The 26,895-nt window shown below is 67.5% G+C and carries 24 protein-coding genes; 13 read left to right on the top strand and 11 right to left on the bottom strand.

The genetic code is table 11. The features are described 5' to 3' along the window. Nucleotides 1–245 precede the first annotated feature (245 nt). From QZ670_RS12760 to QZ670_RS12730, 7 genes are read left to right on the top strand one after another with little or no spacing between them, the layout of a single operon-like run. Entirely contained in the window at nt 246–3,056 is a 2,811-nt protein-coding gene (locus QZ670_RS12760) for a monovalent cation/H+ antiporter subunit A (protein ID WP_294255956.1), read from the top strand. A 2-nt stretch (nt 3,057–3,058) separates the two neighbouring features. Next, nucleotides 3,059–3,412: a Na+/H+ antiporter subunit C gene (locus QZ670_RS12755; protein WP_365894648.1), complete on the top strand. Its 354-nt coding sequence runs from the start codon at nt 3,059–3,061 to the stop codon at nt 3,410–3,412. Further along, the gene (locus QZ670_RS12750) at nt 3,409–4,932 is read left to right on the top strand and encodes a monovalent cation/H+ antiporter subunit D (RefSeq protein WP_294255952.1); all 1,524 of its coding nucleotides are present in this window, start codon (nt 3,409–3,411) and stop codon (nt 4,930–4,932) included. The genes QZ670_RS12755 and QZ670_RS12750 overlap by 4 nt, the downstream gene beginning before the upstream one ends. After that, the gene (locus QZ670_RS12745; protein ID WP_294255950.1) at nt 4,929–5,417 is read left to right on the top strand and encodes a Na+/H+ antiporter subunit E; all 489 of its coding nucleotides are present in this window, start codon (nt 4,929–4,931) and stop codon (nt 5,415–5,417) included. The genes QZ670_RS12750 and QZ670_RS12745 overlap by 4 nt, the downstream gene beginning before the upstream one ends. Continuing rightward, entirely contained in the window at nt 5,414–5,683 is a 270-nt protein-coding gene (locus QZ670_RS12740) for a K+/H+ antiporter subunit F (RefSeq protein ID WP_294255947.1), read from the top strand. Before QZ670_RS12745 ends, QZ670_RS12740 begins: the two co-directional genes overlap by 4 nt. Then, nucleotides 5,680–6,093 carry a Na+/H+ antiporter subunit G gene (locus QZ670_RS12735; protein ID WP_294255945.1) on the top strand — a complete coding sequence of 138 codons (414 nt, stop codon included), beginning with the start codon at nt 5,680–5,682 and terminating at the stop codon, nt 6,091–6,093. The genes QZ670_RS12740 and QZ670_RS12735 overlap by 4 nt, the downstream gene beginning before the upstream one ends. A 12-nt stretch (nt 6,094–6,105) precedes the next feature. Next, nucleotides 6,106–7,149 carry a potassium channel family protein gene (locus QZ670_RS12730; protein ID WP_294255941.1) on the top strand — a complete coding sequence of 348 codons (1,044 nt, stop codon included), beginning with the start codon at nt 6,106–6,108 and terminating at the stop codon, nt 7,147–7,149. 73 nt (nt 7,150–7,222) lie between these two features. Here the strand turns inward: QZ670_RS12730 and QZ670_RS12725 are convergent, their stop codons facing one another. From QZ670_RS12725 to QZ670_RS12695, 7 genes are all read right to left on the bottom strand, one after another. Beyond that, entirely contained in the window at nt 7,223–7,474 is a 252-nt protein-coding gene (locus QZ670_RS12725) for a hypothetical protein (protein WP_294255938.1), read from the bottom strand. A gap of 260 nt (nt 7,475–7,734) precedes the next feature. Beyond that, the gene (locus QZ670_RS12720; protein WP_294255936.1) at nt 7,735–9,546 is read right to left on the bottom strand and encodes a glycoside hydrolase family 15 protein; all 1,812 of its coding nucleotides are present in this window, start codon (nt 9,544–9,546) and stop codon (nt 7,735–7,737) included. Further along, the gene (locus QZ670_RS12715; RefSeq protein WP_294255933.1) at nt 9,539–10,351 is read right to left on the bottom strand and encodes a glucose 1-dehydrogenase; all 813 of its coding nucleotides are present in this window, start codon (nt 10,349–10,351) and stop codon (nt 9,539–9,541) included. Before QZ670_RS12715 ends, QZ670_RS12720 begins: the two co-directional genes overlap by 8 nt. 68 nt (nt 10,352–10,419) lie before the next feature. Beyond that, complete coding sequence (locus QZ670_RS12710; protein ID WP_294255930.1) at nt 10,420–11,277, bottom strand: SDR family oxidoreductase; 858 nt, start codon at nt 11,275–11,277, stop codon at nt 10,420–10,422. A gap of 15 nt (nt 11,278–11,292) precedes the next feature. Then, nucleotides 11,293–11,775: a MarR family transcriptional regulator gene (locus tag QZ670_RS12705; RefSeq protein WP_294255927.1), complete on the bottom strand. Its 483-nt coding sequence runs from the start codon at nt 11,773–11,775 to the stop codon at nt 11,293–11,295. A gap of 124 nt (nt 11,776–11,899) precedes the next feature. Beyond that, nucleotides 11,900–12,331, bottom strand: coding sequence for a hypothetical protein (locus tag QZ670_RS12700; RefSeq protein WP_294255925.1), 432 nt, complete (start codon nt 12,329–12,331; stop codon nt 11,900–11,902). 73 nt (nt 12,332–12,404) lie between these two features. After that, nucleotides 12,405–17,144, bottom strand: coding sequence for a PAS domain-containing protein (locus tag QZ670_RS12695; protein ID WP_294255923.1), 4,740 nt, complete (start codon nt 17,142–17,144; stop codon nt 12,405–12,407). A gap of 557 nt (nt 17,145–17,701) precedes the next feature. On the opposite strand from QZ670_RS12695, the gene QZ670_RS12690 reads away from it, so the two are divergent. Further along, a complete protein-coding gene (locus QZ670_RS12690; protein WP_294255921.1) occupies nt 17,702–18,367 on the top strand; it encodes an HAD family hydrolase in 666 nt (221 codons plus the stop codon). A 56-nt stretch (nt 18,368–18,423) separates the two neighbouring features. Then, nucleotides 18,424–19,248: a transglutaminase-like domain-containing protein gene (locus QZ670_RS12685; RefSeq protein WP_294255918.1), complete on the top strand. Its 825-nt coding sequence runs from the start codon at nt 18,424–18,426 to the stop codon at nt 19,246–19,248. 173 nt (nt 19,249–19,421) lie between these two features. Here the strand turns inward: QZ670_RS12685 and QZ670_RS12680 are convergent, their stop codons facing one another. Together QZ670_RS12680 and QZ670_RS12675 are read right to left on the bottom strand one after the other, a co-directional pair. Further along, nucleotides 19,422–20,213: a ThuA domain-containing protein gene (locus QZ670_RS12680; protein WP_294255917.1), complete on the bottom strand. Its 792-nt coding sequence runs from the start codon at nt 20,211–20,213 to the stop codon at nt 19,422–19,424. A gap of 191 nt (nt 20,214–20,404) precedes the next feature. Next, nucleotides 20,405–21,340, bottom strand: a complete 936-nt coding sequence (locus tag QZ670_RS12675) for a LysR family transcriptional regulator (RefSeq protein ID WP_294255915.1) — start codon at nt 21,338–21,340, stop codon at nt 20,405–20,407. A 118-nt stretch (nt 21,341–21,458) separates the two neighbouring features. On the opposite strand from QZ670_RS12675, the gene QZ670_RS12670 reads away from it, so the two are divergent. Continuing rightward, nucleotides 21,459–22,184 carry an SDR family oxidoreductase gene (locus tag QZ670_RS12670; RefSeq protein WP_294255913.1) on the top strand — a complete coding sequence of 242 codons (726 nt, stop codon included), beginning with the start codon at nt 21,459–21,461 and terminating at the stop codon, nt 22,182–22,184. A gap of 90 nt (nt 22,185–22,274) precedes the next feature. Here the strand turns inward: QZ670_RS12670 and QZ670_RS12665 are convergent, their stop codons facing one another. After that, a complete protein-coding gene (locus QZ670_RS12665) occupies nt 22,275–22,577 on the bottom strand; it encodes a putative quinol monooxygenase (RefSeq protein WP_294255911.1) in 303 nt (100 codons plus the stop codon). A 71-nt stretch (nt 22,578–22,648) separates the two neighbouring features. After that, complete coding sequence (locus tag QZ670_RS12660) at nt 22,649–23,443, bottom strand: type 1 glutamine amidotransferase domain-containing protein (protein WP_294255909.1); 795 nt, start codon at nt 23,441–23,443, stop codon at nt 22,649–22,651. Nucleotides 23,444–23,562: 119 nt separating this feature from the next. Here QZ670_RS12660 and QZ670_RS12655 point away from each other — a divergent pair, with 119 nt between their 5' ends. The 3 genes from QZ670_RS12655 to QZ670_RS12645 all read left to right on the top strand — a co-directional run bounded on the left by QZ670_RS12655 (nt 23,563) and on the right by QZ670_RS12645 (nt 26,828). Continuing rightward, on the top strand, nt 23,563–24,459 hold the full coding sequence (locus tag QZ670_RS12655) for a LysR family transcriptional regulator (protein ID WP_294255908.1): 897 nt from the start codon (nt 23,563–23,565) through the stop codon (nt 24,457–24,459). 806 nt (nt 24,460–25,265) lie between these two features. Continuing rightward, entirely contained in the window at nt 25,266–26,003 is a 738-nt protein-coding gene (locus QZ670_RS12650) for an AraC family transcriptional regulator (protein ID WP_294255906.1), read from the top strand. A gap of 75 nt (nt 26,004–26,078) precedes the next feature. Further along, nucleotides 26,079–26,828, top strand: coding sequence for an acetoacetate decarboxylase (locus tag QZ670_RS12645; RefSeq protein ID WP_294255904.1), 750 nt, complete (start codon nt 26,079–26,081; stop codon nt 26,826–26,828). The last annotated feature ends 67 nt before the right edge of the window (nt 26,829–26,895 follow it).

Genomic DNA, 26,895 nt, shown 5'->3' with positions numbered 1-26,895 from the left:
AGCATTGCGCGGGCAGGTTCTCACGTTGGTCGGGCCGCCAACGGAGAATTGTCATGCCCGGAGCATAGGCTTGCCTGATCCAAACAGCGGACTCTCTGTCTTCCTCCCCCGGGACGTGGAAACCGCCCGGTGCGCCGAACCTTTCGGCTGTCTTGATCGCGTGCAGCGATCAGAATGCCGGCGCGCTTCGCAGACTTGCGGGTGCCATGGCCTGGTCCGGCGCTTTGGTTGAGGGGGAAGCGCCGATGCTATTGCTGGTCCTGATCTGCCTGCCGTTCCTGGCGGTCGTCGCGATCGCGGCGGCGCGCGATGCGACCCGGGCGGTCCACCTGTGGATCGCCGCGGCGAGCAGCGCGGGAGGACTGGCCCTGTTGCTGTCGCAGGCGCCTGCCGCCCTTTCCGGCCGCACCCCGCGGCTTACGATCCCCTGGCTGCCGGTGCTCGGTCTCGACGTCAGCCTGTGGCTCGATCCGTTGGCGCTGCTGTTTGCCGGCCTGATCCTTGGGATCGGGCTGCTCGTTATCGTCTACGCGCAGGGCTATCTGAAGAAGACGGAGTCCACGGCGCGCTTCCTGTCGTTCCTGATGCTGTTCCAGGGAGCCATGGTCGGCATCGCCTTGTCACGCAACGTGCTGTTGATGCTGGTGTTCTGGGAACTGACCAGCCTTGCCTCGTTCCTGCTGATCGGCTTCTGGCGCGACAAGGCGGAGGCGCGTCAGGGCGCGCGGATGGCGCTGACAATTACCGGCGGCGGTGGTCTTGCGCTGATCGCGGGCATGGTGCTGCTGGGCAAGGCGGCGGGCAGCTACGACCTCGCGACGATTCTGGCGCGGGCGGACATGGTGCAGGCCTCGCCGCTGTACGTGCCGATGCTGATCCTGATCTTCGCCGGCGCGTTCACCAAATCGGCGCAGTTTCCGTTCCATTTCTGGCTGCCGCACGCGATGGCGGCGCCGACGCCGGTCAGCGCCTATCTGCATTCGGCAACGATGGTGAAGGTGGGCGTGTTCCTGCTGGCGCGGCTGTGGCCGGTGCTGGCGGGCAGCGATCCTTGGTTCGGGATCGTCACCACGGTGGGCTTGGCGACGATGCTGTTCGGCGCCGGCGTCGCCCTGTTCCGCAGCGATCTCAAGGCGATCCTTGCCTATTCGACGATCAGTCAACTGGGGCTGATGGTGATGCTGCTGGGCTTCGGCACGGTCGCGGCGGTGACGGCGGCGATCTTCCACATCCTGAACCATGCCGCGTTCAAGGCGGCGCTGTTCATGCATGCCGGCATCCTCGACCATGAAACGGGCACGCGTGATATCCGGCGGCTGGGCGGGCTGGCGGCGATCATGCCGCTCACCGCGACGCTGGGGGTGCTGGCGGCGGCGGCGATGGCGGGCCTGCCGCCGCTGGGCGGGTTCATCTCGAAGGAAATGATGCTCGAGGAGAGTGCGCACACGCGGGTTGCCGGGCAGGCGCTGCTCGTGCCGGTGCTCGCCACGATCGCCGCGCTGCTCTCGGCGGCCTATTCGCTGCGCTACGCCGTCGCGCTGCATTTCGGCAAGCGCCGCACCGGCGACGTCGCGGCACCGCACGATCCCGGCGCGCTGCTGCTCGGCCCGCCTGCGCTACTGGCCGGCCTGGCGCTCGCGCTGGGATTGATGCCGATGACGCTGGCCGGTCCGCTGGTCGCGGCCGCCAGCCGCGCGGTGACCGGCGGGACGTCACCCGAACTGCATCTGGCGCTGTGGCACGGGCTCAATCCGGCGCTGCTGATGAGCCTGGGCGCGGTCGCGGCGGCAGTGCTGCTGCTGATCCGCTATCGTGGAGTTGCGGCAGTCGTCGCGCGCCTGCCGTCGGCCGACGCCAAGCGGCTGTTTGAGGGCGGGATGGCGCACGCTGTTGCTGGCCTGCGACGGTTGTCCAGTGCCATTCACGTGACATCGCTGCAGCGCTATCTGCTGGTGCTGTTCGTCGTGGCGCTGGCGCTCGGCATCGATGCCGGGCTGAGATACGGAGTCACTGCAGGCGACCGCGCGACCACGCCCGCGTCGCCCGTCGCCATTGTCGCGTGGATCGCGCTGATCGCCGCGGTCGTCGCCGTCGTCGCCGTGGATCGGCGACGCTTTCTGGCGCTGATCTTCATCAGCGTGATCGGCATCGTGATGGCGCTGGCCTTCATCCACCTGTCCGCGCCCGATCTGGCGCTGACCCAGATTTCGGTCGAGGTCGTCACGATCCTGCTGATGCTGCTGGCACTCCACCTGCTGCCGGGCAGCCCGCCCCGCCTTTCGGGCGTGTCGCGGCGGCTGCGCGACGGCGCGATCGCGGTGGCTGCCGGGCTGGGCAGCGGGTGGCTGGCCTGGGCGGTGATGACGCGGCCCGAGCGCCCCGGCATCGCCCGTTTCCACTGGGACAACAGCTATGCGGGCGGGGGCGGCACCAATGTCGTCAATGTCACCCTGGTCGATTTCCGCGCCTTCGACACGCTGGGCGAGATCATCGTGCTCGGCATCGCGGGGCTGGCGATCTATGCGCTGCTCGAACCCGCCGCGCGCGGGGTTGCCGGGCGCCGGCTGCGCGCGTGGCGATCGAGCGACACCCACTCGCCCGAACGGCATCCGATGATGTTCGTGATGGCGACACGGCTCTTGCTGCCCCTGGCGCTGCTGGTCGGCAGCTACATCTTTCTGCGCGGCCATAACCAGCCGGGCGGCGGATTCATCGCCGCGCTGATCTTCTCGATCGCGATCCTGCTGCAATATCTCGCCTCGGGCTTCGACTGGACCGATGAACGCCGCAAGTTCGGCGAGCACGCGCTGATCGGCACGGGCGTGCTGATCGCCGCGGCTACCGGGCTGGGCGCGCTGGTATTCGGCGCGCCGTTCCTGTCGAGCAGCTTCGGCTATTTCCACCTGCCGTTGATCGGCGAGTTCGAGCTGGCCACCGCGACGCTGTTCGACCTGGGCGTCGCGAGCGTCGTCGTGGGGGCGGTGATGATGGCGCTGGCCCAGCTCGCCCATGTCGCGCAGCGCGCCGCCAAGGCAGAGGGGGAGGACCGCGCATGAGCCTGGAGTTTCTGGTCGCGTCCGCGATTGCCGTGCTGATTGCCGGCGGCGTCTATCTGGCCCTGCGTGGGCGGACCTTCCAGGTCGTGCTGGGGCTGACCTTGCTGTCCTATGCGATCAACCTGTTCCTGTTCGCGACCGGCCGGCTGATCGTCGACAAGCCCCCGCTCTACGCCAAGGGCGTGGTCGAGCATGCCGATCCGCTGCCGCAGGCGCTGGTGCTGACCGCGATCGTGATCACCTTCGGGATGACCGCGCTGACCGTCATCCTGTCCTTGCGGAGCTTCCTGGAAAGCGGGACGGACCAGGTCGACGGCAACCCCGATCCCGACCGCGAGGGGGAGGCGGCGGCATGACCCTGCTCGATCACCTCCCGATCGCGCCGATCGTCATCCCCGCCGTCATCGCCCCGGTCACAATGCTGATGATGCGGCGGCGGCGCATCTTCAGCCTCTATCTGTCGCTGGGCGGCTGCCTGGCGATGCTGGCCGCCGCGCTCGCCTTGTTCGGTATCACGCAGGACGATGCGATCCGCAGCTATGCGCTGGGCGCCTGGCCCGCGCCGTTCGGGATCGTGCTGGTGGTCGATCGGCTGGCGGCGCTGATGCTGGTGCTCGCCGCGGTCCTCGCGCTCCCGGTGCTGGGCCATGCGATCGTCACCGGGGCGGATCGGAAGGGATGGCATTTCCATCCGATGTTCCATTTCCAGCTGCTGGGGCTGAACGGCGCGTTCCTCACCGGCGACCTGTTCAACCTGTTCGTCTTTTTCGAGGTGCTGCTGATCGCTTCCTACGGCCTGATGCTGCATGGGCAGGGGGGGCTGCGGCTGAAGGCGGGTGTCGCCTATGTGGTGGTCAACATCGTCGGTTCGGCGCTCTTCCTGATCGCGCTGGGGCTGCTCTACGGGCTGACCGCGACGCTCAACATGGCCGATCTCGCGGTCAAGGTCGCGCGCCTGGGCGCGGCGGACCAGGGGCTGCTGCGCATCGCCGGTTTGCTGCTGATGGCGGTCTTCGCGCTGAAGGCGGCGGTGGTGCCGATCCATCTGTGGATGCCGCGTACCTATGCCGCGACGATGCCGGTGGTCGCCGCCCTGTTCGCGATCATGACCAAGGTCGGCGTCTATGCGATGATCCGCACCGTGCCGCTGATCTTCGGGGCGCAGGCGGGCGCGGCGGCGTGGGTGCCGGCGCCCTATCTGCTTCCCGCCGCGATGCTGGGCGCGATCCTCGGCTTTGTCGGCGTGGTTGCGGCACGCGGGATGCGGGAACAGGCGGCCTTCGCGGTGCTCGCCTCCACAGGGACGCTGTTGATGGCGGTTTCGGTCTGGCGCGAGGCGGCGCTGGCCGCCGCGCTCTACTATCTGCTCCAGGCGACGCTGGCGGGTGCGGCGCTGTTCCTCGTCGCCGACGTGACGATACGCCGCAGGGGGCAATATGCCGACGCGATCGTGCCCAGTCCGGCCTTTGCGGGACGGGATGCTGCGGCCCTGCTGTACATGACCGCCGCGATCGCCGCGGCCGGCCTGCCGCCGCTCGCCGGGTTCGTCGGCAAGCTGCTGATCCTCGATGCCAGCTTCGCGATGCCGGGCTGGCCGGCGATCTGGGCGACCATCCTCGGCTCCACGCTGATCGGCGTGATCGGTTTCTCGCGCGCCGGATCGACCTTGTTCTGGAAGACCTCGCCGCCGAGCACAGACCCCGTGGCCAGCGTCGCACGGACGCGTGCGGACCATGTCGCACCGATCACGCTGCTGGCGATCCTGGCGCTGCTGACGGTCGCGGCGGGATGGGTGACCGACCAGACCCGCGCGACCGCGCGGCAGATCGTGAGCCCCGAGCGGTACGTCGCCGCCGTGCTGGGAGCCGTACGATGAGGGGCCTGCTGCCGCACCCCGCCCTGTCGGCGATGCTGCTGATCGTCTGGCTGCTGATGGCGAATAGCATCACCGTCGGCGGTATCGTGGTCGGCACGATCTTCGCGCTGATCCTGCCGAAATTCACCCAGCCTTTCTGGCCCGACCGGCCCCGGATTCGCTTCGGGCGGGCGTTCCTCGCCTATCTCGCCATCGTCCTGTTCGACATCGTGGTCGCCAATTTCCAGATCGCGTGGCTGATCCTGTTCCGCCGAAACCGGGATCTGCGTGCGCGGTGGCTGGTCATTCCCGTCGACCTGACGACGCCCGAGGCGATCACGCTGCTGGCGGGCACGATCAGCCTCACGCCGGGCACGGTTTCGTCGGACGTGTCGGCCGATGGGCGCTTCCTGCTGGTCCATGCGCTCGACGTCGGCGACGAAGCGGCGGAAGTCGCACGGATCAAGGCGCGCTACGAGGCGCGGTTGCAGCGGGTGTTCGCATGATCGGGGTGGCGCTCCATATCGCCGCGGCCGGCATCGCGCTCGCGCTGCTGCTGAACGGTTGGCGCCTCCTGCGTGGGCCGGCGCTCGGCGACCGGATCGTCGCGCTCGACACCATGGTCATCAACGCGATCGCGCTGATCGTCCTGATCGGCATGATCGGGGGGAGCGACACCTATTTCGAGGCGGCGCTGCTCCTCGCGATGGTGGGCTTCGTCAGCACGATCGCCTATTGCAAATTCGTCCTGCGCGGAGACATCGTCGAATGAAGATCCTCATCGATAGCGTCATCGTCGGGCTGGTGCTGCTCGGCGCGGCCTTCACCCTGATCGGCAGCTGGGGGCTGGTGCGCCTGCCCTCGACGATGGAGCGGCTGCACGGCCCCACCAAGGCGACGACGCTCGGGCTGGGGGCGCTGCTGCTCGCCTCGGTCGTCTATTTCCAGGCGCGGCTCGGCGTCTGGACCGCGCACGAACTGCTGATCTCGCTGTTCCTGTTCATCACTGCCCCGATCTCCGCGAACATGATCGCGAAGGTGCACCTGCACCGTGTTCACACCGGGGCGATCAACGAGCCCGACAGCATCGCCGGCCCGCCGCCGAAACCGGGCGGCGAGGGCGACTGGGCGACGTTCGAATCGCCCAGGCGGGGCACGCCTGCCTCCACCGCGAACACCTGATCGCGGCCGGCCGTGCGCATCGCCTCCCGTCCTTCGCCGTATCATCTCTACCGGCGCAGTCGCACGCCCGCGTGGCTGGCGCTGTCCTGGCGCGCCTTGCTGGCCGTCGCTCTGATCGGCGTCGCGTTGGCGGTCCACTGGTTCGATCGGGACGGCCTGCGCCAATCCTCGGGCGCGCCGGTGACCTTCGCCGACATTCTCTACTTCACGATGATTACCGTCACGACCGTCGGCTATGGCGATATCGTGCCGGTGACCCAGCAGGCGCGGCTGTTCGATACCTTCCTCGTCACGCCGATCCGCCTGTTCGTGTGGCTGATCTTTCTGGGAACGGCCTATGACTTTCTGCTCAAGCGTGTTTGGGAGCGATGGCGCATGTCGGTGATCCAGAAGCAGCTTCGCAACCATGTCGTCATCGCGGGGTTCGGCAACAGCGGTTCGGAAGCGGCAAGCGAGCTGATCCGGCGGGGTGCGCACCCGGATACGATCGTCGTCATCGACGAGAATGCGGGCGCGCTGCGCAATGCGGAGGCGCTGGGCGTTGCCGTCATGGAAGGCAACGCAACCCGCGATGCCGCCCTGAAGGCGGTCCGGCTCGGCGCCGCGCGGGCCCTGATCGTCGCCGCGGGGCGTGACGATACCTCGATCCTGATCGCCCTCACGGCACGCCGCATTGCTCCGACGCTGCCGATCAGCGTGGTAATCCGCTCGCAGGACAACGAGGCGATCGCCCGGCAGGCGGGGGCGAATACGGTGATCAATCCGGCGAGCTTCGCCGGACTGATGCTCGCCGGATCGACCCAGGGCGAGCATCTGGCCGACTATATGGCCGATCTTGCCGCCGCCGATGGGCGGGTCGCCTTGCGCGAACGCAGCGTTACCGATGCCGAGGTCGGGAAGGCGCTGCGGGATATCGCGACGGGGCTGGGGCATCGCATCTATCGCGGCGACTCCGTGATCGGCTTCTGGGAAGCCGAGGCGGCCCGGCTTCAGCCGGGCGACGTGATCCTCGAAGTCGTTGCCGTGAATGGCCGCAATGACGAAGGCGACGCCTGAGCATGATCTTTGTGGCGGACGCACGGGCGGTAGGATTGCGCGGTACCGCTTCGCCATCCCGGATGCGTGGCGCCTAGGGTGCCGAGGGGGCGTAGGCGCACAGGTCGCGGAGGATCGAATGTCGCGACGGCTGCCAGCCGAGCGCCTGCCGCGCTCCCGCCAGCGGCCGTTCCACCACCTTGCCCCCGGCACCCGTCCCCAGGCTTGCGGCACACGCGATTTCGATCAAGGTCACGGGCGTGCGATGGGCACCGTTGAAGATGGAGGCTGCCGGCGCATTCTCGAGCGCCAGCAGACAGAGGTCGGCGAGATCGTCGACATGCACACACGTCCAGTGGTTGCGACCATTGCCGACGTAGCGCGCCGCGCCTTGTTCCTCAGCCGCGTGCTACATCGTCATCCTAGTCCACGCGCGATCGCCATAATCCCAGGCTGGACGAACGACGACGGGCGTGAACCCCATCGGCTGCGGCGCCCGCTACCTCTTCTACCAGCGGCACACGAAATCGCACCAGATCTAGCGGGCCGAGGGGCGTGGCCTCGGCCGGCACTGCACTGCTAGGAAGCGTCTGCGGAAAGTGCCGGTTAGGGCTGCCATACCGGCCGGTGAGACGGGTCTAGCTTTCGGTCGAGAAAATGCGCGGCGCTGATGAAGGCCAGGTGCGTCAGCGCTTGGGGAAAGTTGCCAAGCGCCAGTCCGCGAATATCGGTCTCTTCGGCGAACAGGCCGAGATCGTTGCCGTAGGCGACTCCCTTGGCGAGGAGCATCTGCGCATCGTCGAGCCGACCCGCGCGGGCAAGGCACTCCGCATACCAGAAGGTGCAGGTGGTGAAGGCGCCCTCCGGCCCTGCCAGGCCGTCGTCACTGCGGTAGCGGTAGACGAGCCCATCGTCGCAGAGCTGTGCGCCGATCGCCTCCAGCGTCTTGAGCCAGACCGGATCGGTCGACGACACGAAGCGCACCAGCGGCAGCATCAGCAGGGCCGCGTCGAGTGCGGTGCCGCCGCGCTCCTGCACGAAATAGCCATGCTCCGGGTGGCGGAAATTCTTCCAGACATCGTCGACGATGGCATCACGCGCCTCCGCCCAGGCTACCAGCGGCGCGGGCAGCGACCGTTTCTTGGCGAGCCGGATGGCCCGATCGAGCGCGACCCAGCACATCACGCGCGAATGGAGGAAATGGCGGGGCGCAGAGCGCATTTCCCAGATGCCTGCATCGGGCTCCTGCCAATGCTCGATTACATGCTCGACAAGCCGGCAGACATGCTGCCAGCCCTCGTGCGGAATGGCAGGCCCGTATTTGTTGGAGAGATAGGCGCTGTCGAGGAGCGCGCCGAAGATGTCGAGCTGCGTCTGTTCGCGCGCGGCATTGCCGATCCGCACGGGGCGACTGTCCGCATAGCCGCGGAGATGCGGGAGCTCCTGCTCGTCACCCGCATCCTCTCCGTCGAGCGCGTACAGTATCTGGAGCGCGTTTCCGCGGCCCGACGCAAGGATGCGCGCGCCGACCCAGCGATAGAAGTGCTCCGCCTCTTCCGTGAAGCCCAGCCGCAGAAAGGCGTAGACAGTGAAGGAGGCATCGCGAATCCAGGTCGCGCGATAATCCCAGTTGCGTTCGCCGCCCTCGGCTTCGGGCAGGGAGAAGGTCGCTGCAGCCGCGATCGAGCCGTGGCGGGCGGAGGTCAGCAGCTTCAGCGTCAGCGCCGAACGCAGAACCTGTTCGCGCCAGCGACCCTTATAGGTCGCCTTGCCCGACCAGGATCGCCATTCCTGGGTAGTGGCCGTGATCTGTGCCAGAACCGCAGCGTCGTCGGGTCGCGGCATCCCCTCGTCGCCGAGCACGAGCCAGGCACTTTCGCCCTTGGACAGGGTGAAGCGCGCGCCGGCGCCGCCATGCTGCCGATCGAGCGGCACGGAGGCGAAGAGGCAGAGCGACAGATGCTGTCCGGAGAAGCGAACCCCGCCTTCGATATGGGCGACCTCCGGCACTTCGCGGGCATAGTCGAAACGGGGGGTACAGCGCATGGCGAACGCCACCGTGCCGCTGGTCACCGTCACCCGGCGGATCAGGCAGCGCGCATCGTTTTTGGCGCGGCGGCGGGCCTCCGGCTGAGGCATCAGATCGACAACCTCGGCGCTGCCCTCCGCTCCCATCCAGCGGGTCAGCAGCACGTTCGTATCGGGCACATAGAGGTGAAGGTGGCGCGGCTGGTCGATCTCCGGCTCGATCGAGAATGCGCCGCCGCGTTCGCCGTCCAGCAGGTCGGCGAAGATCGTCGGGCTGTCGAGCGAAGGCCAGCAGAGATAATCGATCGTGCCGTCGCGCGCGACCAGCGCCGCGGTCTCCAGGTCGCCGATGATGCCATGCTCGCCGATCGTTCGACGGGGCTCAGCCATTGTCGCGGAATTCCGGATAAAGCGACATGCCGCCGTCGACGAACAGCGTGGTGCCGGTCACATAATCCGCCGCGTCCGAGGCCAGCCAGACGACCGCGCGAGCTACGTCCTCGGGCTCGCCGATGCGGCCATAGGGGATCAGTCGCAGCAGCCTGGCCAGCGCTTCCTGGCTGTCCCATGCTTCCTTGTTGATCGGGGTGCGGATCGCGCCCGGCGCGACGGCATTCACCCGAATCCCGTCGCCGGCGACTTCCTGCGCGAGCGAGCGGGTCAGCATGCGCACGCCGCCCTTGGCCGAGGCGTAGTTGATGTGTCCTGCCCAGGGGATGATCTCGTGCACCGAGCTCATCGCGACGATCACGCCGGCGCTGCGGGCGGGCCGCGCCTGGGCGGGCTGCGCGCGGAAGCGCTTCACCGCCTCGCGCGCGCAGAGGAACTGGCCGGTGAGGTTGATGCCGATGACCGTGTTCCAGTCTTCCAGCGACATGTCGGCGATCGCCGCATCCTTCTGCACGCCGGAGTTGGAGACGAGCAGGTCGATGCGGCCGAAGGCGGCGGCAGCTTCGTCGAAGAGGCGGATCACCTCCGCCTCCTCCGACACATCGGCCTGTACCGCGATCGCGCGGCCGCCCTGGGCAATGATCCGATCCACCAGCGCCTCAGCGGGTTCTGCCTGGGCGTGATAGTTCACCGCCACGGCAGCGCCGGCTGCCGCCACGGCTTCGGCAACCGCAAGGCCGATGCCAGAGCTCGCACCGGTGACGATCGCGGCATGGCCCGCGAGAGAAGCGTTGGTCGGCTGCATGAGAAATGTCTCCAGAATGTCGCGGCTGTGCAGAAGCGCGCCCGACAACGCACCGCCGGGCGCAATGGCTATCGAGAAAATTGCTGGCGGTGCGCGAGAAGGAAATCGGTGAAGTCGTGCGGCGGCGTGCCGGTGAGGCGCTGGATCTCGAAGGTCGGGTCGATATCGTGATGCCCGGCGACGACGTCGGCGAATTGCACGACCAGACCCTTCGCCATCCAGGGCGAGTTGCCGGTCAGGCGCATCAGCCCCCAGAACAGCGGGGAGGGCAGGTCCAGATAGCGAACCTTGTGGCCGAGGACCTTCGACAGGCGCGCCGCCGCTTCCTTCATGTCCAGCGTCTCCGGGCCGGTCAGGAAATAGGTCGCGCCGTCGTGGCCCGCCTGGGTCAGCACGGCGGCTGCCACGCGTGCGATGTCGCGCGTGTCGACCCAGGAGACCGATCCCTTGCCGGCGACCTGAGGCAGGAATCCCTTGGCGATCGGGTCCTTGAACCACAGGAAGTTCTGCATGAAGGCGGTGGGCTTGAGGATAGTCCAGCCGATGCCGGAGGCGCGGAGATGGTGGTCGATCAGCGCGTGCGCCCTTGCCCAAGGCACCGGCGAGCGCACATTGCTGTCGGAGGCGGAGATCTTGACGATCCGGCCGACGCCGGCCTTCCTGGCGGCATCGATCGCCGCGGTTTCCTGCGTCAGCTGCTGCTGCGTGGGCGGTGTGATGAGAAACATCGTATCGATTCCCTGCATCGCCGCCGCCAGCGTTTCCGGCCGGTCGAAATCGCCGAGCACGGCATCCATGCCCTGCCGGCGCAGGCGTTCGACCTGTTCTTGTTTGCGGCACAGGGCGCGGAATGGCGTGCCGGCTTCCTTGAGCAGGCGGCATACTTCACCACCGATGCCGCCGGTGGCACCTGATACCAGGATCATGACAGCGTCTCCTTTTTACGCGTGGGGGTCGGGCGCGCGCGGGGGCACGGCGCGGTCGAGCCAGTCCGCGAGAATGGCGTTCATCGCTTCCAGGGTCTGGACGGCGTCGCGGATTCGGGCGCGACCGATGCGGTCGGCGATTTCCTTGTCGAGCGGGGCGACCGCCTGCTCGGCGCCGATGACGGCGGCAATCCCGGCCTCCGTCAGCACGATGAGCTTCGCCCGGCGGTGGTGCGGATTGTCCTGGAATTCGACCAGCCCGCGCGCCGCCAGCAAGTCGACGATGCGCTGCACCGCCTGCCGGGTCAGGCCCATGTTGCGCGCGATCGAGGCGGTCGGAAGCGGCACGGGCGAGTAGCGCAGCGCTCCCAGCACCTGCCACCACGCGCTGGTGAGGCCGAGATGGGCAACCAGTTCGTTACCGGTGCCGATCAACCTGCCGCTGGTTGCGAAGACGGCGAGGGCGAGCTCGCGTACGTGCGTTTCCTGGTTCGACATTGGACAACATGTGGTTGAGTGGACAACATGCTGTCAAAACCGGCGCGGCGCGCAATGGTTCCGCGGCCAGCGCCGCAACGTCGGGCCAGGAGGATTTCGATTCGAAGCTCGCCGCCGGCGCCTCCTAGGCGGGCATTGGGCCGGGCTGGGGCGGATCGGGTGCTGCGTCGAGCAGCCCCATCGAGCGCGCGACGGCATCCTGAAGCGCTTCGACGATCTGGAATGCGGCGTACGGCCAGACAAAGGCCGGCTGCAGGCCGATATCCGTGCTGCGCCACGGCGCGTTCTCGACAAGGAGATAGGGAATGTTGCGCTCCATCAGCGATGGCGGCAAGGGCAATTCCCGGTCCCGCAGCCAGTCAGCGGCGAGAACGATCGCCGCCGGCGGCGAGGGGAAGGCATCGGCCCATGCCTGCAATTCCGCCTCGCTGGCGAAGGGGCCTATGGTGCGCAGGCCGAACATCGAGAGTGTCTGCGCAAGGTAAGCGGCGCAAAAGCTCTGCTGCGTGGCGAGCAGGATCGTCGCGTTCTGGAAAAATGGTTGGGGCGCCCACATGCTCGCCTCCTTCCTGTTGCAACCAGAACATCCGCCAGAGTCGTAAGATCCAGGCGATCCTATTGATCTGCATCTAACCGGAAGCGTCGGCGCAGGCATGTGCCGGCAACTGTGCCAGGCTCGATGCGAGCTCGTCCTTGCGGAACGGCTTGATCAGCCGCGGCAGGTTCGGGTCCACGCCCTCGGTTTCGGCATAGCCCGAGACCAGCAACACCGGCACGTCCGGCCGCGCCGTGCGGACCATCCGCGCGAGATCTGTTCCGGTGATGCCGGGCATCAGGTGATCGGTCAGGAGGACGTCGAACGCCACGTCGTTGGCGACGAACTGCATCGCCTCTTCGCCCGACGCTGCCTCGATGACGGCATAGCCCATTTCGGTGAGCATGTCGGCGGTGCTCATCCGCACCAGTTCCTCGTCGTCGACCAGCAGCGCGACGCCGCGCGCTGCGGGCGCGAGGCTTTGGGCACCGGTCTGTTCTTCTGGCTTCGGCGCCACCTCGCTCTGCGGCAACCACAGCTCGATCGTGGTGCCTCGGCCCGGCTGGCTCTGGATCGTCAATGCGCCACCGAGCTGGGAAGCGAGGCCGTGGACCATCGACAGGCCGAGCCCGGTGCCCTTGCCAACGCCCTTGGTGGAGAAGAACGGCTCGATCGCCCGCGCCAGGGTTGCATCGTCCATGCCTGCGCCGGTATCGGCCACCGAGAGCTTGACGTAGGCGCCGGGCTTCAGCCCCGAACGATGCGCGCGGCCGACCTTCGCCGCCGCCGCGGCGATACGGAGCACGCCGCCCCCCGGCATCGCGTCGCGCGCGTTCACCGCGAGGTTGAGCAGCGCCATTTCCAGCTGGTTCGGATCGGCCTTGGCGAAGGGCAGGTCGTCTTCGGCCTGCAGCACGACCTCGATCTGCGGACCGGTCGTGCTCGAGACGAGCTCGCCCATGCCCTGCACCAGCCTGGCAATATCGACGGCGACGGGCTGCAGGGGTTGGCGCCGGGCGAAAGCGAGCAGGCGCTGGACGAGCGTCCTGGCGCGCTCGGCCGACTGCACCGCGCCGGCGATAAGACGCTGCTCGCGCTCGTTGCCGATGCCTCGGCGCTGCAGCATGTCGAGCGAGCCGACGATCGGAGTCAGCAGGTTGTTGAAGTCGTGCGCCACACCCCCGGTGAGCTGGCCCATCGCCTCCATCTTCTGGCTCTGGCGCAGCGCCTCCTCGGCCTCTGCCAGCCGGTGCTGTTCGGCGATCCGCTGCGTCACATCATAGACGAACTGATATGCCCCAATGCGCGCGCCGCTGGCATCCCGCAGCACATTGAACTTCATCTCGTAGAAGCGGCGGTCCAGGCTGGGATCGCCGAATTCGCCGATCGCGGTGAACTCCTCGCCACCCAACGCGCGCGCCCATAGCGCTTGTGCGGCGGCCTGGTGCGCCGGCTTGTCGGCAAAAAGATCGAGCATCGAGGCCCCGACCCTGGGCCGGGTGCCGTAGATCCGCTCGAATTCGTCCGCCGCCGCGCGGTTGACCGCGAGCCAACGAAAATCTGCATCGACCACCTGGACGAAGGCATCCGTGCCTTCGACCAGATCCGCGAGCAGCTTACGCTCCGCCAGCGCCGCGGCCACGCGACGCTCGAGCGTTTCGTTGAGCTCGCGAAGCTGGTCCTCGGCAGTGGCGCGCTCGATCGCGGCCTTTACGCGCTCGCCGATCTCGCGGAACAGTGCTTCCTCCGCCGGCGTCCAGCTGCGCGGCGTGGTGCTCTGCATCGCCAGCACGCTCACCCAGTGCGCGTCCTCGAACAGCACGACGTCGAGATAGGCGCCGACCTCTCTCGCCAGCAGCCCGCCGCGCGCATCCTCGCCAAGCCGCGGATCGGTGCGGACATCGTCGATCCGGACGACCGGGTTCTCGTGATAGGCGCGCAGCAGCGGTTCGCCGAACGCGGCCAGCTCGTGCTCGCCCACGATCGAGGCAACGCCCCGCGTGAAGTCCCGCTCGACCTTCATCAGGCTGCCGAAGAACTCGGCATAGAAGACGCGGCTGAGCCCATATTGCTCGCCGATGTGCTGCGCGGCGGCCGAGGCGATGTCGAGCGGCGACTTCAGGGCGCGCAGCGTATCGGACAGCGAAAGGAGGAACGCCTGGCGCGCCTGGCTTTCGCGCAGTTCCGCCTGCGCCGTCACCCGTTCGATCCCGTCGGCTGCCTGGCGTGCCAGCACGTCGAAAAGCTTCAAGTCGCGTTCCGATGGCATGTGCGGCCGCTTCCAATGGGTCGACAACATGCCGAGCGGCTTGCCCGAGCGCGACAGGAGCGGGGTCGTCTGCACCGCGCGCATGCCCGTCCAGCGATACGCCTTCAGGTCGCCGCTCTCTTCGGCCAGACCCGAATCCTCCACGTCCGGCACGATCACGCGCTGACCTGTTCCCAGCGCGATGCCGCAGGTGCTGCCCGAGGTCGCGCCGACGGTTTGCCAATAGGCGGCCGAGCGCGGGTCGTATCCCCGGTGCGCCAGCAGGTCGAGGTCTCCCGACGCGTTCAGCATCTGGATGCTGGCGCATTCCGAACCCATCAGTTCGGTAGCGGCGGTCAGGATCGCATCGTACACCGACTGCGGCGATTCATCGCGGATCAGGCGGGTGCTGACTTCCTGCAGGCGCCCCAATGCCTCGACCTCGGCAGCGAGCGCTTCCTGGGCCTGGGTGCGTTCGATGATGTCGGCCGCCTGGCGGGCGAGCTGCACGATGATCGCCTCGTCATCCTCGTCGAATTCCGATCCGTCCTGCTTGTCGGAAAGCTGGATGAGGCCGAGGTTGCGACCGTCCCGTCCGACGAGGGGTACTGCCAGCCAGCCGCGCATCGGCGGGTGATCCTGCGCGTGCGCGCCGAAGCCGCGCCACCGGGGATGCGCCTCCAGTTCGGCCTGGGTGAGCCGCAACGGACGATTGGTCTCGCAGACCAGCGCATAGATGCCGGAGCCGTCCGCCGGCGTGGCATAGGTGCGCCACCCGGCATATTTCCCGCTGAGATCGATGTAGGGGATGATCTGCGCCCAATCCTCGCCTTGGGTCAGGCTGACGACCGCCTGATGTGCGCCGATGATTCTGCGTGCTGCACGGGTGATTTCGTCGAGCGTCGCCTCCAGCGTGGGCGCGGCCGTCACCGCATTGGCGGTCTCGGCAAGGCCCTGGAGTTGTTCGGAACGCCGGCGCAGATGCGCCTCGGCCGCATGTTCGGCGGTGCGATCGCGGAAGATCTTCAGATATCCGCCACCGGGCTGGTCGAGCCGCATGGTAAGCCCGGAGCCCCAGAAACGGCTGCCGTCCTTGCGCATGTGCCAGCGTTCGTTGAGCGATCGGCCGTCGCTTGCCGCTCTGTTCAGCTCGTGATCGGGCGCGCCAGCGGCGCGGTCTTCGGGCGTGAAGAGGAGCGCCCCCGGCCTGCCGAGGATGTCCGCTTCCTCGAAGCCGGTGATGCGGGCCGCACCCGTATTCCAGCTCGTGACGCGGCCATCCGGATCGACCGAAGCGATCGCGAAGTCCTCGGCGCCTTCGACGATCTGCCGGTAGCGACCTTCGCTTTCGCGCACGCGCTGTTCCGCGGCCAGCCGATCCGACATGTCGACGGTGACGACGAGGAGATTGCTCGAGCGTGCGTCTGCGTCGAGGCGCGAGACGCGGCTGTTGGCCCAGACGACGCTGCCATCGGGCCGCACGTAGCGCTTGTCGACCGACGTTGCCTTTCCCGTTCGCAGGGTATCGGCGATGGCCTCGAGGCTTGGCTCCAGGGACTCGGGATGGGTGACGTCGGCGATCGTCATGCCGTGCAATGCGTCCGCCCCGCGCCCCAGGAGGCGGCACAGTTCCTCGTTGACCCGCAGGAACCGGCCGTCCGGATTTACTTCGGACAGTCCGACGGTGGCACCGGCGAAGATCGCCGCCAGCCGCGCGTCGCTGGCGCGCTGCGCCTCCTCCGCCCGCTTCTGGTCGCCGATGTCGCGAAAATAGACCGAGAGGCCGCCGTTTGCGGTCGGATGGATGTCGATGCCGACCCAGCGCTGCAGGATTGGCGACACGGTTTCGAGCCGCACCGGCACGCGATCGGCCATCGCGCGAAGATGTTCTTCATAAGCCTTGCTGCCGACGGCTTGCGGGAACGCCGTCCAATAGTGCTTGCCGAGAAGATCGGTGGCGGCACGCCCCCACCATTCCTGGGCCTTGCTGTTGACATAGGTGAACCGCCAATCGCCATCGACGGCGTAGAAGGCATCCGAGATGCTCTCGAGAACCTCCGCGGCGCGGTCGCGCTCGGCCTGCAGCCGATGCTGGGTCGCGACGTGCCCGGTCGTCTCCGCGACGATCGCGAGCACGCCTGCGGGCTGGTCGTCCTCGCCGAGTACCGGCGAATAATCGAGGTTCAGGAACGCCCGCTCGGGCAGGCCGGGCCGGTCCAGGCAGATCTCTTCGTCGCGGTAGGCGAGGCGGCCGCCTGCGAGTCCGGCCCGTAAGCCCGCGTCGTTGAAGCGCGCGATCGCCGGCCAGCCGTCCCCGATCCTGGCGCCGAGCAGGGCCGGGTGCCGCCCCCCGGCCAGGGCAGCATAGGCGTCGTTGTAGAGCGTGATGCCCTCCGTGCCCCAGAACAACGCCATGGGGGCGGGGGACAGCAACGTGATCCCGAGCGCCGTCTTGAGGCTTTCGGACCAGCTGCCGATCGGGCCGACGGCCGTCCCCGCCCAGTCATGCTCCGCGATCTGGCGGGCGAGCGCACCGTCGAACCTCAGCAGGCTTTCGATGAAGCGTTCCGCCCGAGCTTCGGCCACGATTCATCTTCTCCCGCTTAACTGAATGAAAATCCGAAAAAAACCTGTAGCGACGGATCCGCTCCAGTCCAGTGCCGGAGCGCCCCTGGAGGCGCCGTTTGTTCAGCATGGATAGGGCGCGAGGACAAGCGCTGCGACCTCTTCCGCGAGGATGCGGCGCGTCCCTGGCGGCCGATGTCCACCAAATGAAGAAAATGCGGCTCAGGATGCACGATTTTCGCCGCCAAGTGGCTGCGATCCTTGCAAGTTTCATAGGTCGACCCGATATGGTTGGCCTTGTTCAACAACAGAAAGGAGGTGGTCGAATGTCTCATTGTCTCACGCCGCTGAAGACGGAATCCATGAGCATGGCGAACCTCGTCGAGGCGAGCCGCTACTGACCTCCCGGCCTTCAGTGGCAGGCAATGGAAGGGCCGCTCCAGCGATGGGGCGGCCCTTCGTGTTTCCCGCTGACGGCGCTTGCCGGGCGGGAACCTTGGGGGAGGCGATGCGCTCGGTTCGTCTACCCGCCGCGATCACGGATCGCCGACCCTGTTCTCCTGGCGCCGAGGTGCGACATGCCGATCAAAGCCGTTCTGTTCGACATCGACGGCACGCTCGTGGACAGCAACGCCTTTCACATCGCGGCCTGGCAGGAGGCATTCGCGACGATCGGCAAGGCCTTCGATGCGGACACGATCCACGATCAGATCGGCAAGGGAGCGGACATGCTGGTCCCGACACTGCTGCCGGATATCGACGAGGATGCCCAGGACAAGCTCGGCAAGGTGCATGGGGAGGTCTTCAAAGCCAAGTTCCTCGCCCGGGTCGAACCCTTCGCCGATGCGCGCGCGATCCTCGCGCGCGTGCAGGCGGAAGGGCTGCGGGCAGTGCTCGCCTCGTCGGCCTCGAAGGCCGAGCTCGACCATTATGTCGATCTGCTCGATGCGCGTCAGCTGATTTCGGAGACAACCAGCGCCGACGACGTCGCGCGGACCAAACCCGCTCCGGACATCTTCGCGACTGCGCTCGCGAAGGTAGCGCCGCTGGGGCCGGATGAGGTGCTGGTAGTGGGGGACACCCCCTATGACATCGAGGCGGCGTGCAGATGCGGCATCGCTGCCATCGGCGTGCGCTCGGGCGGATTTGCCGACGACGCGTTGATCGATGCGGGCGCGGTGGCGCTGTACGACGACGTGGCGCACCTCCTGCGCGACTATGCGCAGTCGCCGCTCGCCCGCTGATCTGCCCATTCGCGCCGCGTACGGTCCGAACGCCGCGCTGGAAGAAGGATAGGATCTTGGCCACCGCTGTACCCACCGACGCCATCCTCCAGCTCGGCCTGATGGAAGACGAGGCGATCGACCTCGACGCGGCCGCGCTGCAATTGGCGGCACTGGATCATCCCGACGTGGATCTCGGCCCCTATGTCGGCCAGCTCAACGCCTATACCGAAAGGCTGGCGACGGCGGGCGGTGATGCGGAGACCGTCGAGGACCGCGCGCAGGCGCTGGCCGACGTGATGGCGACGACTTTCGGCTTCAGCGGAGACCAGACCCGCTATGACGACCCCGCCAATGCCGATCTCATCCGCGTCATCGATCGCAGGCGCGGCCTGCCGGTGAGCCTGACCATCCTGTATGTCGCCGCCGCCCGGCGGCTTGGCTGGCGCGTGGATCCGCTGAACACGCCCGGCCATGTCCTCGCCCGGGTGGGCGCCGAGACCGAAGCGGTGCTGATCGATCCGTTCAACGACGGGCGCATCGTGGCGGCGGACGATCTCGCTGCCCTGCTGCGGGGCGTTCTGGGGCCAGCTGTGGTGCCCACGATCGAGCATGTCACGCCGATGTCGAACCGATCGGTCCTGGTGCGGCTGCTGATGAACCAGGCGAGCCGCGCCGAAGCTGCGGACGATGCCGCGCGCGCGCTGACGCTGTACGACCGGATGACCGTGATCGCACCGGACCACGGGCAAGGTTGGTGGGAGCGTGCCCGCCTGTTGCTGCTGGCGGGAGAGATCGGCGGCGCCCGCTCCAGCCTCAGCGCCATGCTGGAAATCACTCGCGACCCAGCGCTGCGCACGCATATATGCTCGGCGCTGGATTCGCTCAGCGGGCGCGAGTAAAACTGCCTGGGGGCAGCGCACTGGGCGGAGCGCAGATCGACGTCGTGGTGTCGGACCATATACTGCCGGCGGCGGCGGCCTGAGCCCGCCGTTCCCGCAACGCACAGGACGCGCTGCGAAAGGTAGCGACGGGCCGGCTGGAGGGCCGGCGCCGTGACCCGGCGCCGCAGTGCCTAGCGGGCGGCCCAGCGAATGGCGTTGGTGAGGATACGCCGATAGTTGGGATCGTCATAGGCTTCCGGCGAATGGCCGAGCGCCGAATAGAAAACCCGCCCCTTGGTCGAAGGGTTGACCCAGATGACGGGATGCACCCCCATCGCCAGCTTGGCGCCCGGCCGATAGCTGGCCTCGTCGATCCGGGCGAGCACCGTCATGCCGCGCGCGGCCGGGTTCGAATCGAAGGAATACCATTCGTCGACCAGGGACCAGGGCAGTTTCACGCCGGCCATCGCAGGATGGTCCGGCTTGTCGACCAGGACCTTTGCAGGCTGGAGGTGATCGGCGCCGCCCGGATGCCCGATGAATGTGGTGCCGATCACCGTCTGGACGTACCAGGGATCGGTATGGCTGTTGTCGCCCGCCGCATGCAGTGCCACGACGCCGCCGCCCCGCGCGACGAACCGCGCAAAGGCGGCGCGCTGCTCGGATGTGAGGAATTCGCCGCTCGCGCTGTTGAGCACGACGACGGAGAAGTGGCGTAATTGGTCGTCGTTGAAAACCGCGCCATTCTCGGTGACGTAGCTCGCGCGGCCCAGGCCCTTGGCGATATCGGCAAGCACCTGGTTCGAGTGCGGGATATGCTCAAGATGCCGCCAGCCGTTGGTTTTCGAGACGATCAGGACTGCGTGCTGCAACCCCTGCGGCAAGATGGGCGCGACGGAATCCAGCGTCGGCTTGGGCAGATGCGGATCCGGCACGGTCTGCGCCATGGTGAAAAGCGCCAATACCGCCAATATTTTACGCATCCATTCTCTCCCGCCTCGGCCATTGCCAGGGCCGACACCCTGCGGGATGGAAACCGCTTCGTTCAAGCCTAAAGGGCAATGTTCAGGGTGCACGAGATCAGATCAGGGCAGATTTCGACGCTTAACGCGGAGGCGCGCGCTGCTGAGGACGGGCACGCGCCAAGATCCCGTCGTTCGGCCGCTCTCGCAGTTCATGCAGAGGTGGAAATTCGAGCCTCGCGGCGATCGGAAGCGAGAAGGTCGATAAAGGCGCGCAGGGGTGCAGGAACGAAACGGCTGGAGAAGTACAGCCTAGGCCCTTCGAATGCTGGCCACCATTGCGGCAAGATCGGTAGCAGCGAACCATCGGCGATGTAGGGCGCGAGCCAGTTTTCGAAAGTTCCGATGATGCCGTGTCCGGCACATGCGGCGGCAATGGCTGCGGGTGCCGCATCGACCCCGATGATCAGTCGGCCGGGCGGGTCGATCGTGATCGATTGCTGGTCTCGCTCGAACTCCCAGGCGACCAGCGCGCCACTCGAAAAGCGGAGCCGGATCGCCTCATGCGCCATCAGGGCGCGTGGATTCTCGGGCGCGGGACGACGCGCCAGGTAGGAGGGCGCGGCGGCATAGGCGAGCGCCTGCGCCTTCGGCCCGATCGGCACGGCGATCATGTCCTTCGCCAGGTGCTCGCCATAGCGGATGCCCGCGTCGCACCCGGCCGCCACGATGTCGACCAGCCGGTCCTCCACCACGATCTCGACGCGGACCTGCCGGTGCAGGTTGAGGAAGCGATCGAGCAGCGGCGGCAGGATGTCGACCATCACCGCCCCGGTTACGTTCAGCCGGAGCAGACCGCGGACCTCGGCCTGCGAATTGGCGGCATCCTGCAGCGCGGCTCGTGCCTCGGCCAGCAGCGGCGCCATCCGGGTTGCCAAGGCGCGTCCCGCCTCGGTCGGCACGACGCTGCGGGTGGTGCGAGCGAGCAGGGGGACGCCCAGCTGCTGCTCCAGATCGGCGATCTTTTCGCTGACGGTGGAGGGCGAGAGGCCGAGTTGCTTCGAGGCGGCGCGGAAGCCGCGCGCGTCGACGACGGCCAGGAAGACCCGCAGGCTGTCGAGGCTCGGCACATCGGGATTGTTCGACATGGCGATCAGCGTATCCGGACTTGCGCCAATTATCAAAGTGTTCCGAACGCCGATATTGCTGGTCGAGCCGCGCGGCTCCGGCGGCAGACCGCCACCGGGCGCGGCGCAGGAGCATGACATGACCGACCGGACCGTCCTTATCACCGGTGCCAACAAGAGCATCGGCTACGAAACCGCGCGCCAGATGGGCCATGCGGGGTTCCGCATCTGGCTGGGCAGCCGCGACGCCGATCGCGGCGGGCAAGCGGCCGATCGGCTTGCGGGGGAGGGCATCAATGTTCGCCTGTTGCCGATGGACGTGACCAGCGACGAGAGCGTCCGATCGGCGGTCGCCCGGGTCGAGGCCGATGACGGCAAGCTCGATATCCTGATCAACAATGCCGGTATTCCCGGCCTCCAGCCCATTCTGCCAAGCGAGCAGCCGCTCGACAACATCAAGACGGTCTACGAAACCAACGTCTTCGCGCAGATCCGGATGACCCAGGCTTTTCTGCCCCTGCTGAAGGCGGGGGACGATGCCCGCGTGGTGATGGTGAGCAGCGGGCTCGGCTCGCTGGGCTGGCTGTCCGATCCGGCCAATCCGCACCACCCGGTCAACATTCTCGGCTACAACAGCTCGAAGACGGCGCTCAATGCGGTGACGCTCGCCTTTGCCAAGGAACTGGCCGCCTTCGGTATCGCGGTGAATGCGGCGGATCCGGGCTATACTGCGACCGACTTCAACGATCATACGGGCTATCGCACCGTCGAGCAGGCCGCGGCAGGCATCGTCTGGCTGGCGACCGAGGCGGCACCGGAAGTGACCGGACGCTTCTATTTCGAACAGCAGCAGGTGCCCTGGTAAGCCGCTTCCGCGCCGTCGACCGGGAGGACCGACGGCGCGGAGCGATCCTGCGTCAGCGCTTGGCGCCGCCCGCGCGTTCGATGCCGATGATCAGGCGACGGCGACGGCGACGGGCGTGAGCGGGATCGCGGTCCGCTCGGCGAGGTCGGCGATCTTGGCGGCATAGGCCTGGAAGTGCGGGCTCGCGCGGTGGGCGGCCACGGCATCGGCATCGGCATAGAGTTCGTCGAGCACGAAGCGGGCGGGATCGTCGCGGTCCTGCCAGAGATCGTAGCGCAAATTGCCCGGCTCGGCGCGGCTGGGCGCGAGCATCGCATCGAGCAGCTGGCGGAGTTCCGCCACCTTGCCGGCATGGGCGGTGAGGATCGCGACGGTTTTCACGTTGGTGGACATGATGGAGTTCCTGTTTGCTCGGGGAAGGGCGGTGGAGCGCAGGCGCAGCGCTCCACCGGTCATGCGGGTGCTCACCGCTGGGCGCGGTCGAGCGCGTCGACCAGCGCGGCGGCAAGCTGGTGGTCCGAAGCGGGATTCTGCCCGGTGATCAACTCGCGGTCCACGACCACGTTGGGCGCGAAGTTGGTCACGGTGACCGAGACGTTGCCGCCCGCCGTGCGCAGCGCGCGCTCCATGTCGAACAGCAGCGCGCCGCCCAGCAGCTGTTCCTCGGCGATCTTCTCCTCGCTCGCCGAGAACACGGTGATGCCATAGCCGGCATAGATCCAGTCCTGCCCCAGCGCAGTGGCCTTTTCGGTGTCGCCGGCGGCGAGCGCCGCGCGATAGGCCGCGGCCTCGGGGAGTGCTGCCAGGACGGCGACCGGGCCGTGGCAGAGCAGCGCCGTCGGCTTCCCGGCAGCATGGAAGTGGCGCAGGATGGTGCCGGCATCGGCGTCCTGCATCAGGTCGACCGCGGGGGCATGGCCGCCGGGCACGAACACGCCGGCGAACTGGTCCAGCCCGCCTTCGATCACCGCGCGCAGCGTCTGCACGGCGTTCATCTCGGGCGCATCGGCGAAGAAGGTGCGGGCCCGGTCATAGGAGGCCTGGTTGCCGCCGAAATGGTCGACCGTGTCCGACACGGCGTCGATGATCGGCTTGGTGCCGTCGGGCGTGGCGAGCACCACGTCGTAGCCGGCGTCGATCAGCGCCAGCGTGGGGACCACGGTTTCGTTCAGATACTGGCCGATCGTGGCGCTGCCGCCGCCGCGCAGCTCGATCTGCGTCGCGTTGGAGCCGAGGATGAGAATGGTGCCCTTGGTCATGATGGAAGCCTTTCATGCGGTGCGCCGCAACCGCTGCGGCAGGTGCAACATGGCCCCGCCCGACATATTCCAGAAGTTTATCTTCTTGATTACAGATATGCTGGAAGCAATATGACTGTATGCGCTACGACCTGAACCTGCTGCCGATCTTCGTGGCGCTGATGGAGGAGCGCAGCGTCACCCGCGCGGCCGACCGGATGGGGATGACGCAGCCGGCGCTGTCCAACGCGCTCGCCAGGCTAAGGCTGATGCTGCAGGACCAGCTCTTCATCCGGGAGCGCTACGGCATCCAGCCGACGCCGATCGCACTGGAACTGGCGCCGGCGATCGCCGAGGCGCTGGCCCGGCTCGACGATGCGGTGCTCGGCCAGCAGGAGTTCGATCCCGCCACCGCCGAACGCCTGCTGACGATCGCGCCCAACGGCTATGTCGAGTTCGTGCTGGTGCCCGCGGTGGTGGCGCGGCTCCAGCAGGTGGCGCCAGGCATCAAGCTGCGGCTGACGCCCTATGGTAACGACCTGGTCGAAACCGGCGTCGTCTCGGGCACGACGGCGCTGGTGCTCGGCCCCGTCGTCGATCCGCCCGACAATCTGGTCGTCCAGCATGTGATGGACGAGGGGCTGGCCTGCGTGGTGCGGGCGGGGCATCCGGAAGTGGGAGACCGGATCACCCGCGAACAGTTCGAGGGCATGAAGCACGTCAACATCGTGCCGCCGGGGCGGATGCGCGCCGGGCTGTTCCAGGCACTGGCGCAGCAGCAGCTGAAGCGCGACGTGGCGATCTCCGTCACCAACTTCTTCGCGGTGGCGGAGATGGTCGCAGTCACCGATTATTGCGCGACGCTGCCGTCGCTGATCTGCCGCAGGCTGGCGCATGATCCGCGGCTGAAGGTGCTCGAGGCGCCCGTCGACCTTGGGACCTTCCCGGTCGAGATGGCCTGGCACGTCCGCTATCGCCAGGACCCGGCGCATCGCTGGCTGCGCAACCTCATCAGTGAGGTCGCGGCGGCGCTGTAGGCGCGCCGCTCGACCTGGCATGCCGCGCTCGCGGTCGCGTGATGTACCTATGTTTTCTACATGGGGCCCAGTGCACCCATGCGCGGCCGGTCGCTGGCTTCGACGCGCTGCCGGAAGGCCTCACGCGCGAGCCGCGAGCGGGATCGTCCGCTCGCCCAGGCTGAACGGATGGATGTCCGGCCTAGCGCCGAGAGCAGGCGTCCCGACAATGCTCGGTCCCTACTCAAGGCCCTGCCATTCGCAGGACAGGGGCGGAAGGCTCGCCTGCAAGCTTATCGCTTCGATACAAGCGGAGACCTCTTTCGCGCGGTTGCCCCGTGCCACTTCGGGGCTGCCCCGGGGGCGCGCATTCCAAATGGGAAGGAACGCCGTCTCCAGTGTGCCGTCGCCGTAGACGCGCAACCGCCCGATCATGCCGTTGACCGCTTCGGGCTGGAAGGAGCGACCAAGTAGGCCGGGTCCGGCTCGAAGCCGAACAACTGCTTGCGGGGCTCGACCCAGAAGCGCGGGCGGGACGAGCCTGCGCCGGGCTGAGTGCGTGGGTGACAACGCCGCCGTTGCCGAGACCGTGGAAGATCGGACGCCCACCGTGAAACGCGTTCCCGCGGACGATATGTGCATGGTGCCCGAGCGGCCACAATGGGCAATGGTGCGCGTTCGGAGCTTCCATCCGCCGGCGCGATCGTCGTGCTGCCGTCCGCGCCTCCCGCATCCCGTTAGACCGCAACGAGTCACGCCAAGTAACGCCGCGCCGCTGCGGCGACGAATAGGAACCGCGGCAACAGGGACTATCCGGATGACCAACCATGTCTTCAGAAGGAGTGGGCTTCGGGCCGTTCCGCCTGGCGTTCCGCAGCGAAGCCGTGGCCTCCGGGACGCTCCTCGCACCGGAATCGGCCATGCTTGGGGAGCACCGCCGAGCGCTGGTGCCGGTGCGCCGCGCGCGTGCGAGGGCGGGGACTGCCGCGCTTCCGATGGGCCTCGCCGACCTGCCGGCGGTGCCCCCCGCGTGCAGTGGCGACGCGGTGGAACGGGAGGCGTTGGCCCGATGTCTCGTCGAGCGCCTGCTCGACGCGCTCGACAGCCTGCCGGCCGCATCTACCGAGCGGATCACGGAAACGATCCAGCGCGCGCTGGCGGTGGAACTCAGCGGCCTGCGCGGCGCGGTATCGGCATGCCGACAGACGGCGGGGCTGGGCCGCGCCGAACTGGCACGGATCACCGACTATATCGACCGGAACATCGACCGCAGCATCGAACTCGTCGAACTGGCGGCGCTGATCAAGGTCAGCCGCTTCCATTTCTCACGGCTGTTCAAGCGCAGCACCGGCACGACTGCGCTCGCCTATGTGGAGGCCCGACGCATTCTCCACGCCCAGCGTCTGCTCGCCGAGACCGATCTTCCGATCGCGGAAGTGGCGCTGATGACCGGCTTTGCGGACCAGAGCCATTTCACGCGTCGCTTTCGCGAACGGCTGGGTTCGACCCCGGCCGCCTTCGCGCGGGAAAAGGGGCGGCGTCGTTCGGCGCAGCGACCGGCCTGACCCGCAGGGCGCGCTTCGGCCTCCCCCGAAACAGATCCGTGCACACCGCCGCTTACCACCAGAAGGGACACCAACATGACCGAGGAAGAAATCCGCGCATCGGCCTATGCGATGCCCGTCAGCAGCCCTGCCTATCCCAAGCCGCCGTTCCGCTTCATCAACCGCGAATTCGTGATCATCGCCTATCGCACCGATCCCGAAGCCCTTGCCAGAGCGATCCCGGCGCCGTTGCTGCCCGCCGATCCGATCGTGAAATATGAATTCATCAAGATGCCGGACTCGAGCGGTCTCGGCGATTATACCGAGTCAGGGCAGGTGCTGCCGGTCCAGTATCGGGGCGTGCCCGGCGGCTTCACCCATGCGATGTATCTCGACAGCGAGGCCGGCATCGCCTCGGGGCGCGAGCTGTGGGGCTTTCCCAAGATGTTCGCCCAGCCCAAGCTGGAAGTCCGCAACGACGCGATCGTCGGCACGCTCGACTATAACGGCGTCCGCGTCGCGACCGCGACCATGGCCTACAAGCACAAGGCACTCGATCACGACAAGGTGGCGGACTTCCTGACCACGCCGACGTTCCTTCTGAAAGTATTGCCGCATGTCGACGGTACCGCACGCGTGTGCGAGCTGGTCCGCTATGCGCCGCAGGACGTCGTCGTGAAGGGGGCCTGGACAGGCCCGGGGAGCCTTGAGCTCCATCCGCATTGCCTTGCGCCCGTCGCCAAGCTGCCGGTGTTGGAGGTCCTCTCGGCGACGCATATCCTCGCCGACCTCACGCTGGCGCCGGGCGAAGTGGTGCACGACTATCTCGCGTCGGCGTCGCGCTGAGCGGCACGTCGCGGCGTCAACCCCGGACGGAAGCCGTCGCTTGCGCCAGAGCGGCGGCGTCCGCGCC

The sequence above is a fragment of the uncultured Sphingomonas sp. genome, assembly GCF_913774285.1.
Lineage (GTDB): Bacteria > Pseudomonadota > Alphaproteobacteria > Sphingomonadales > Sphingomonadaceae > Sphingomonas.
Note: the sequence above shows the minus strand (reverse complement) of the source record. Positions and strands in the feature narration are given on the sequence as shown.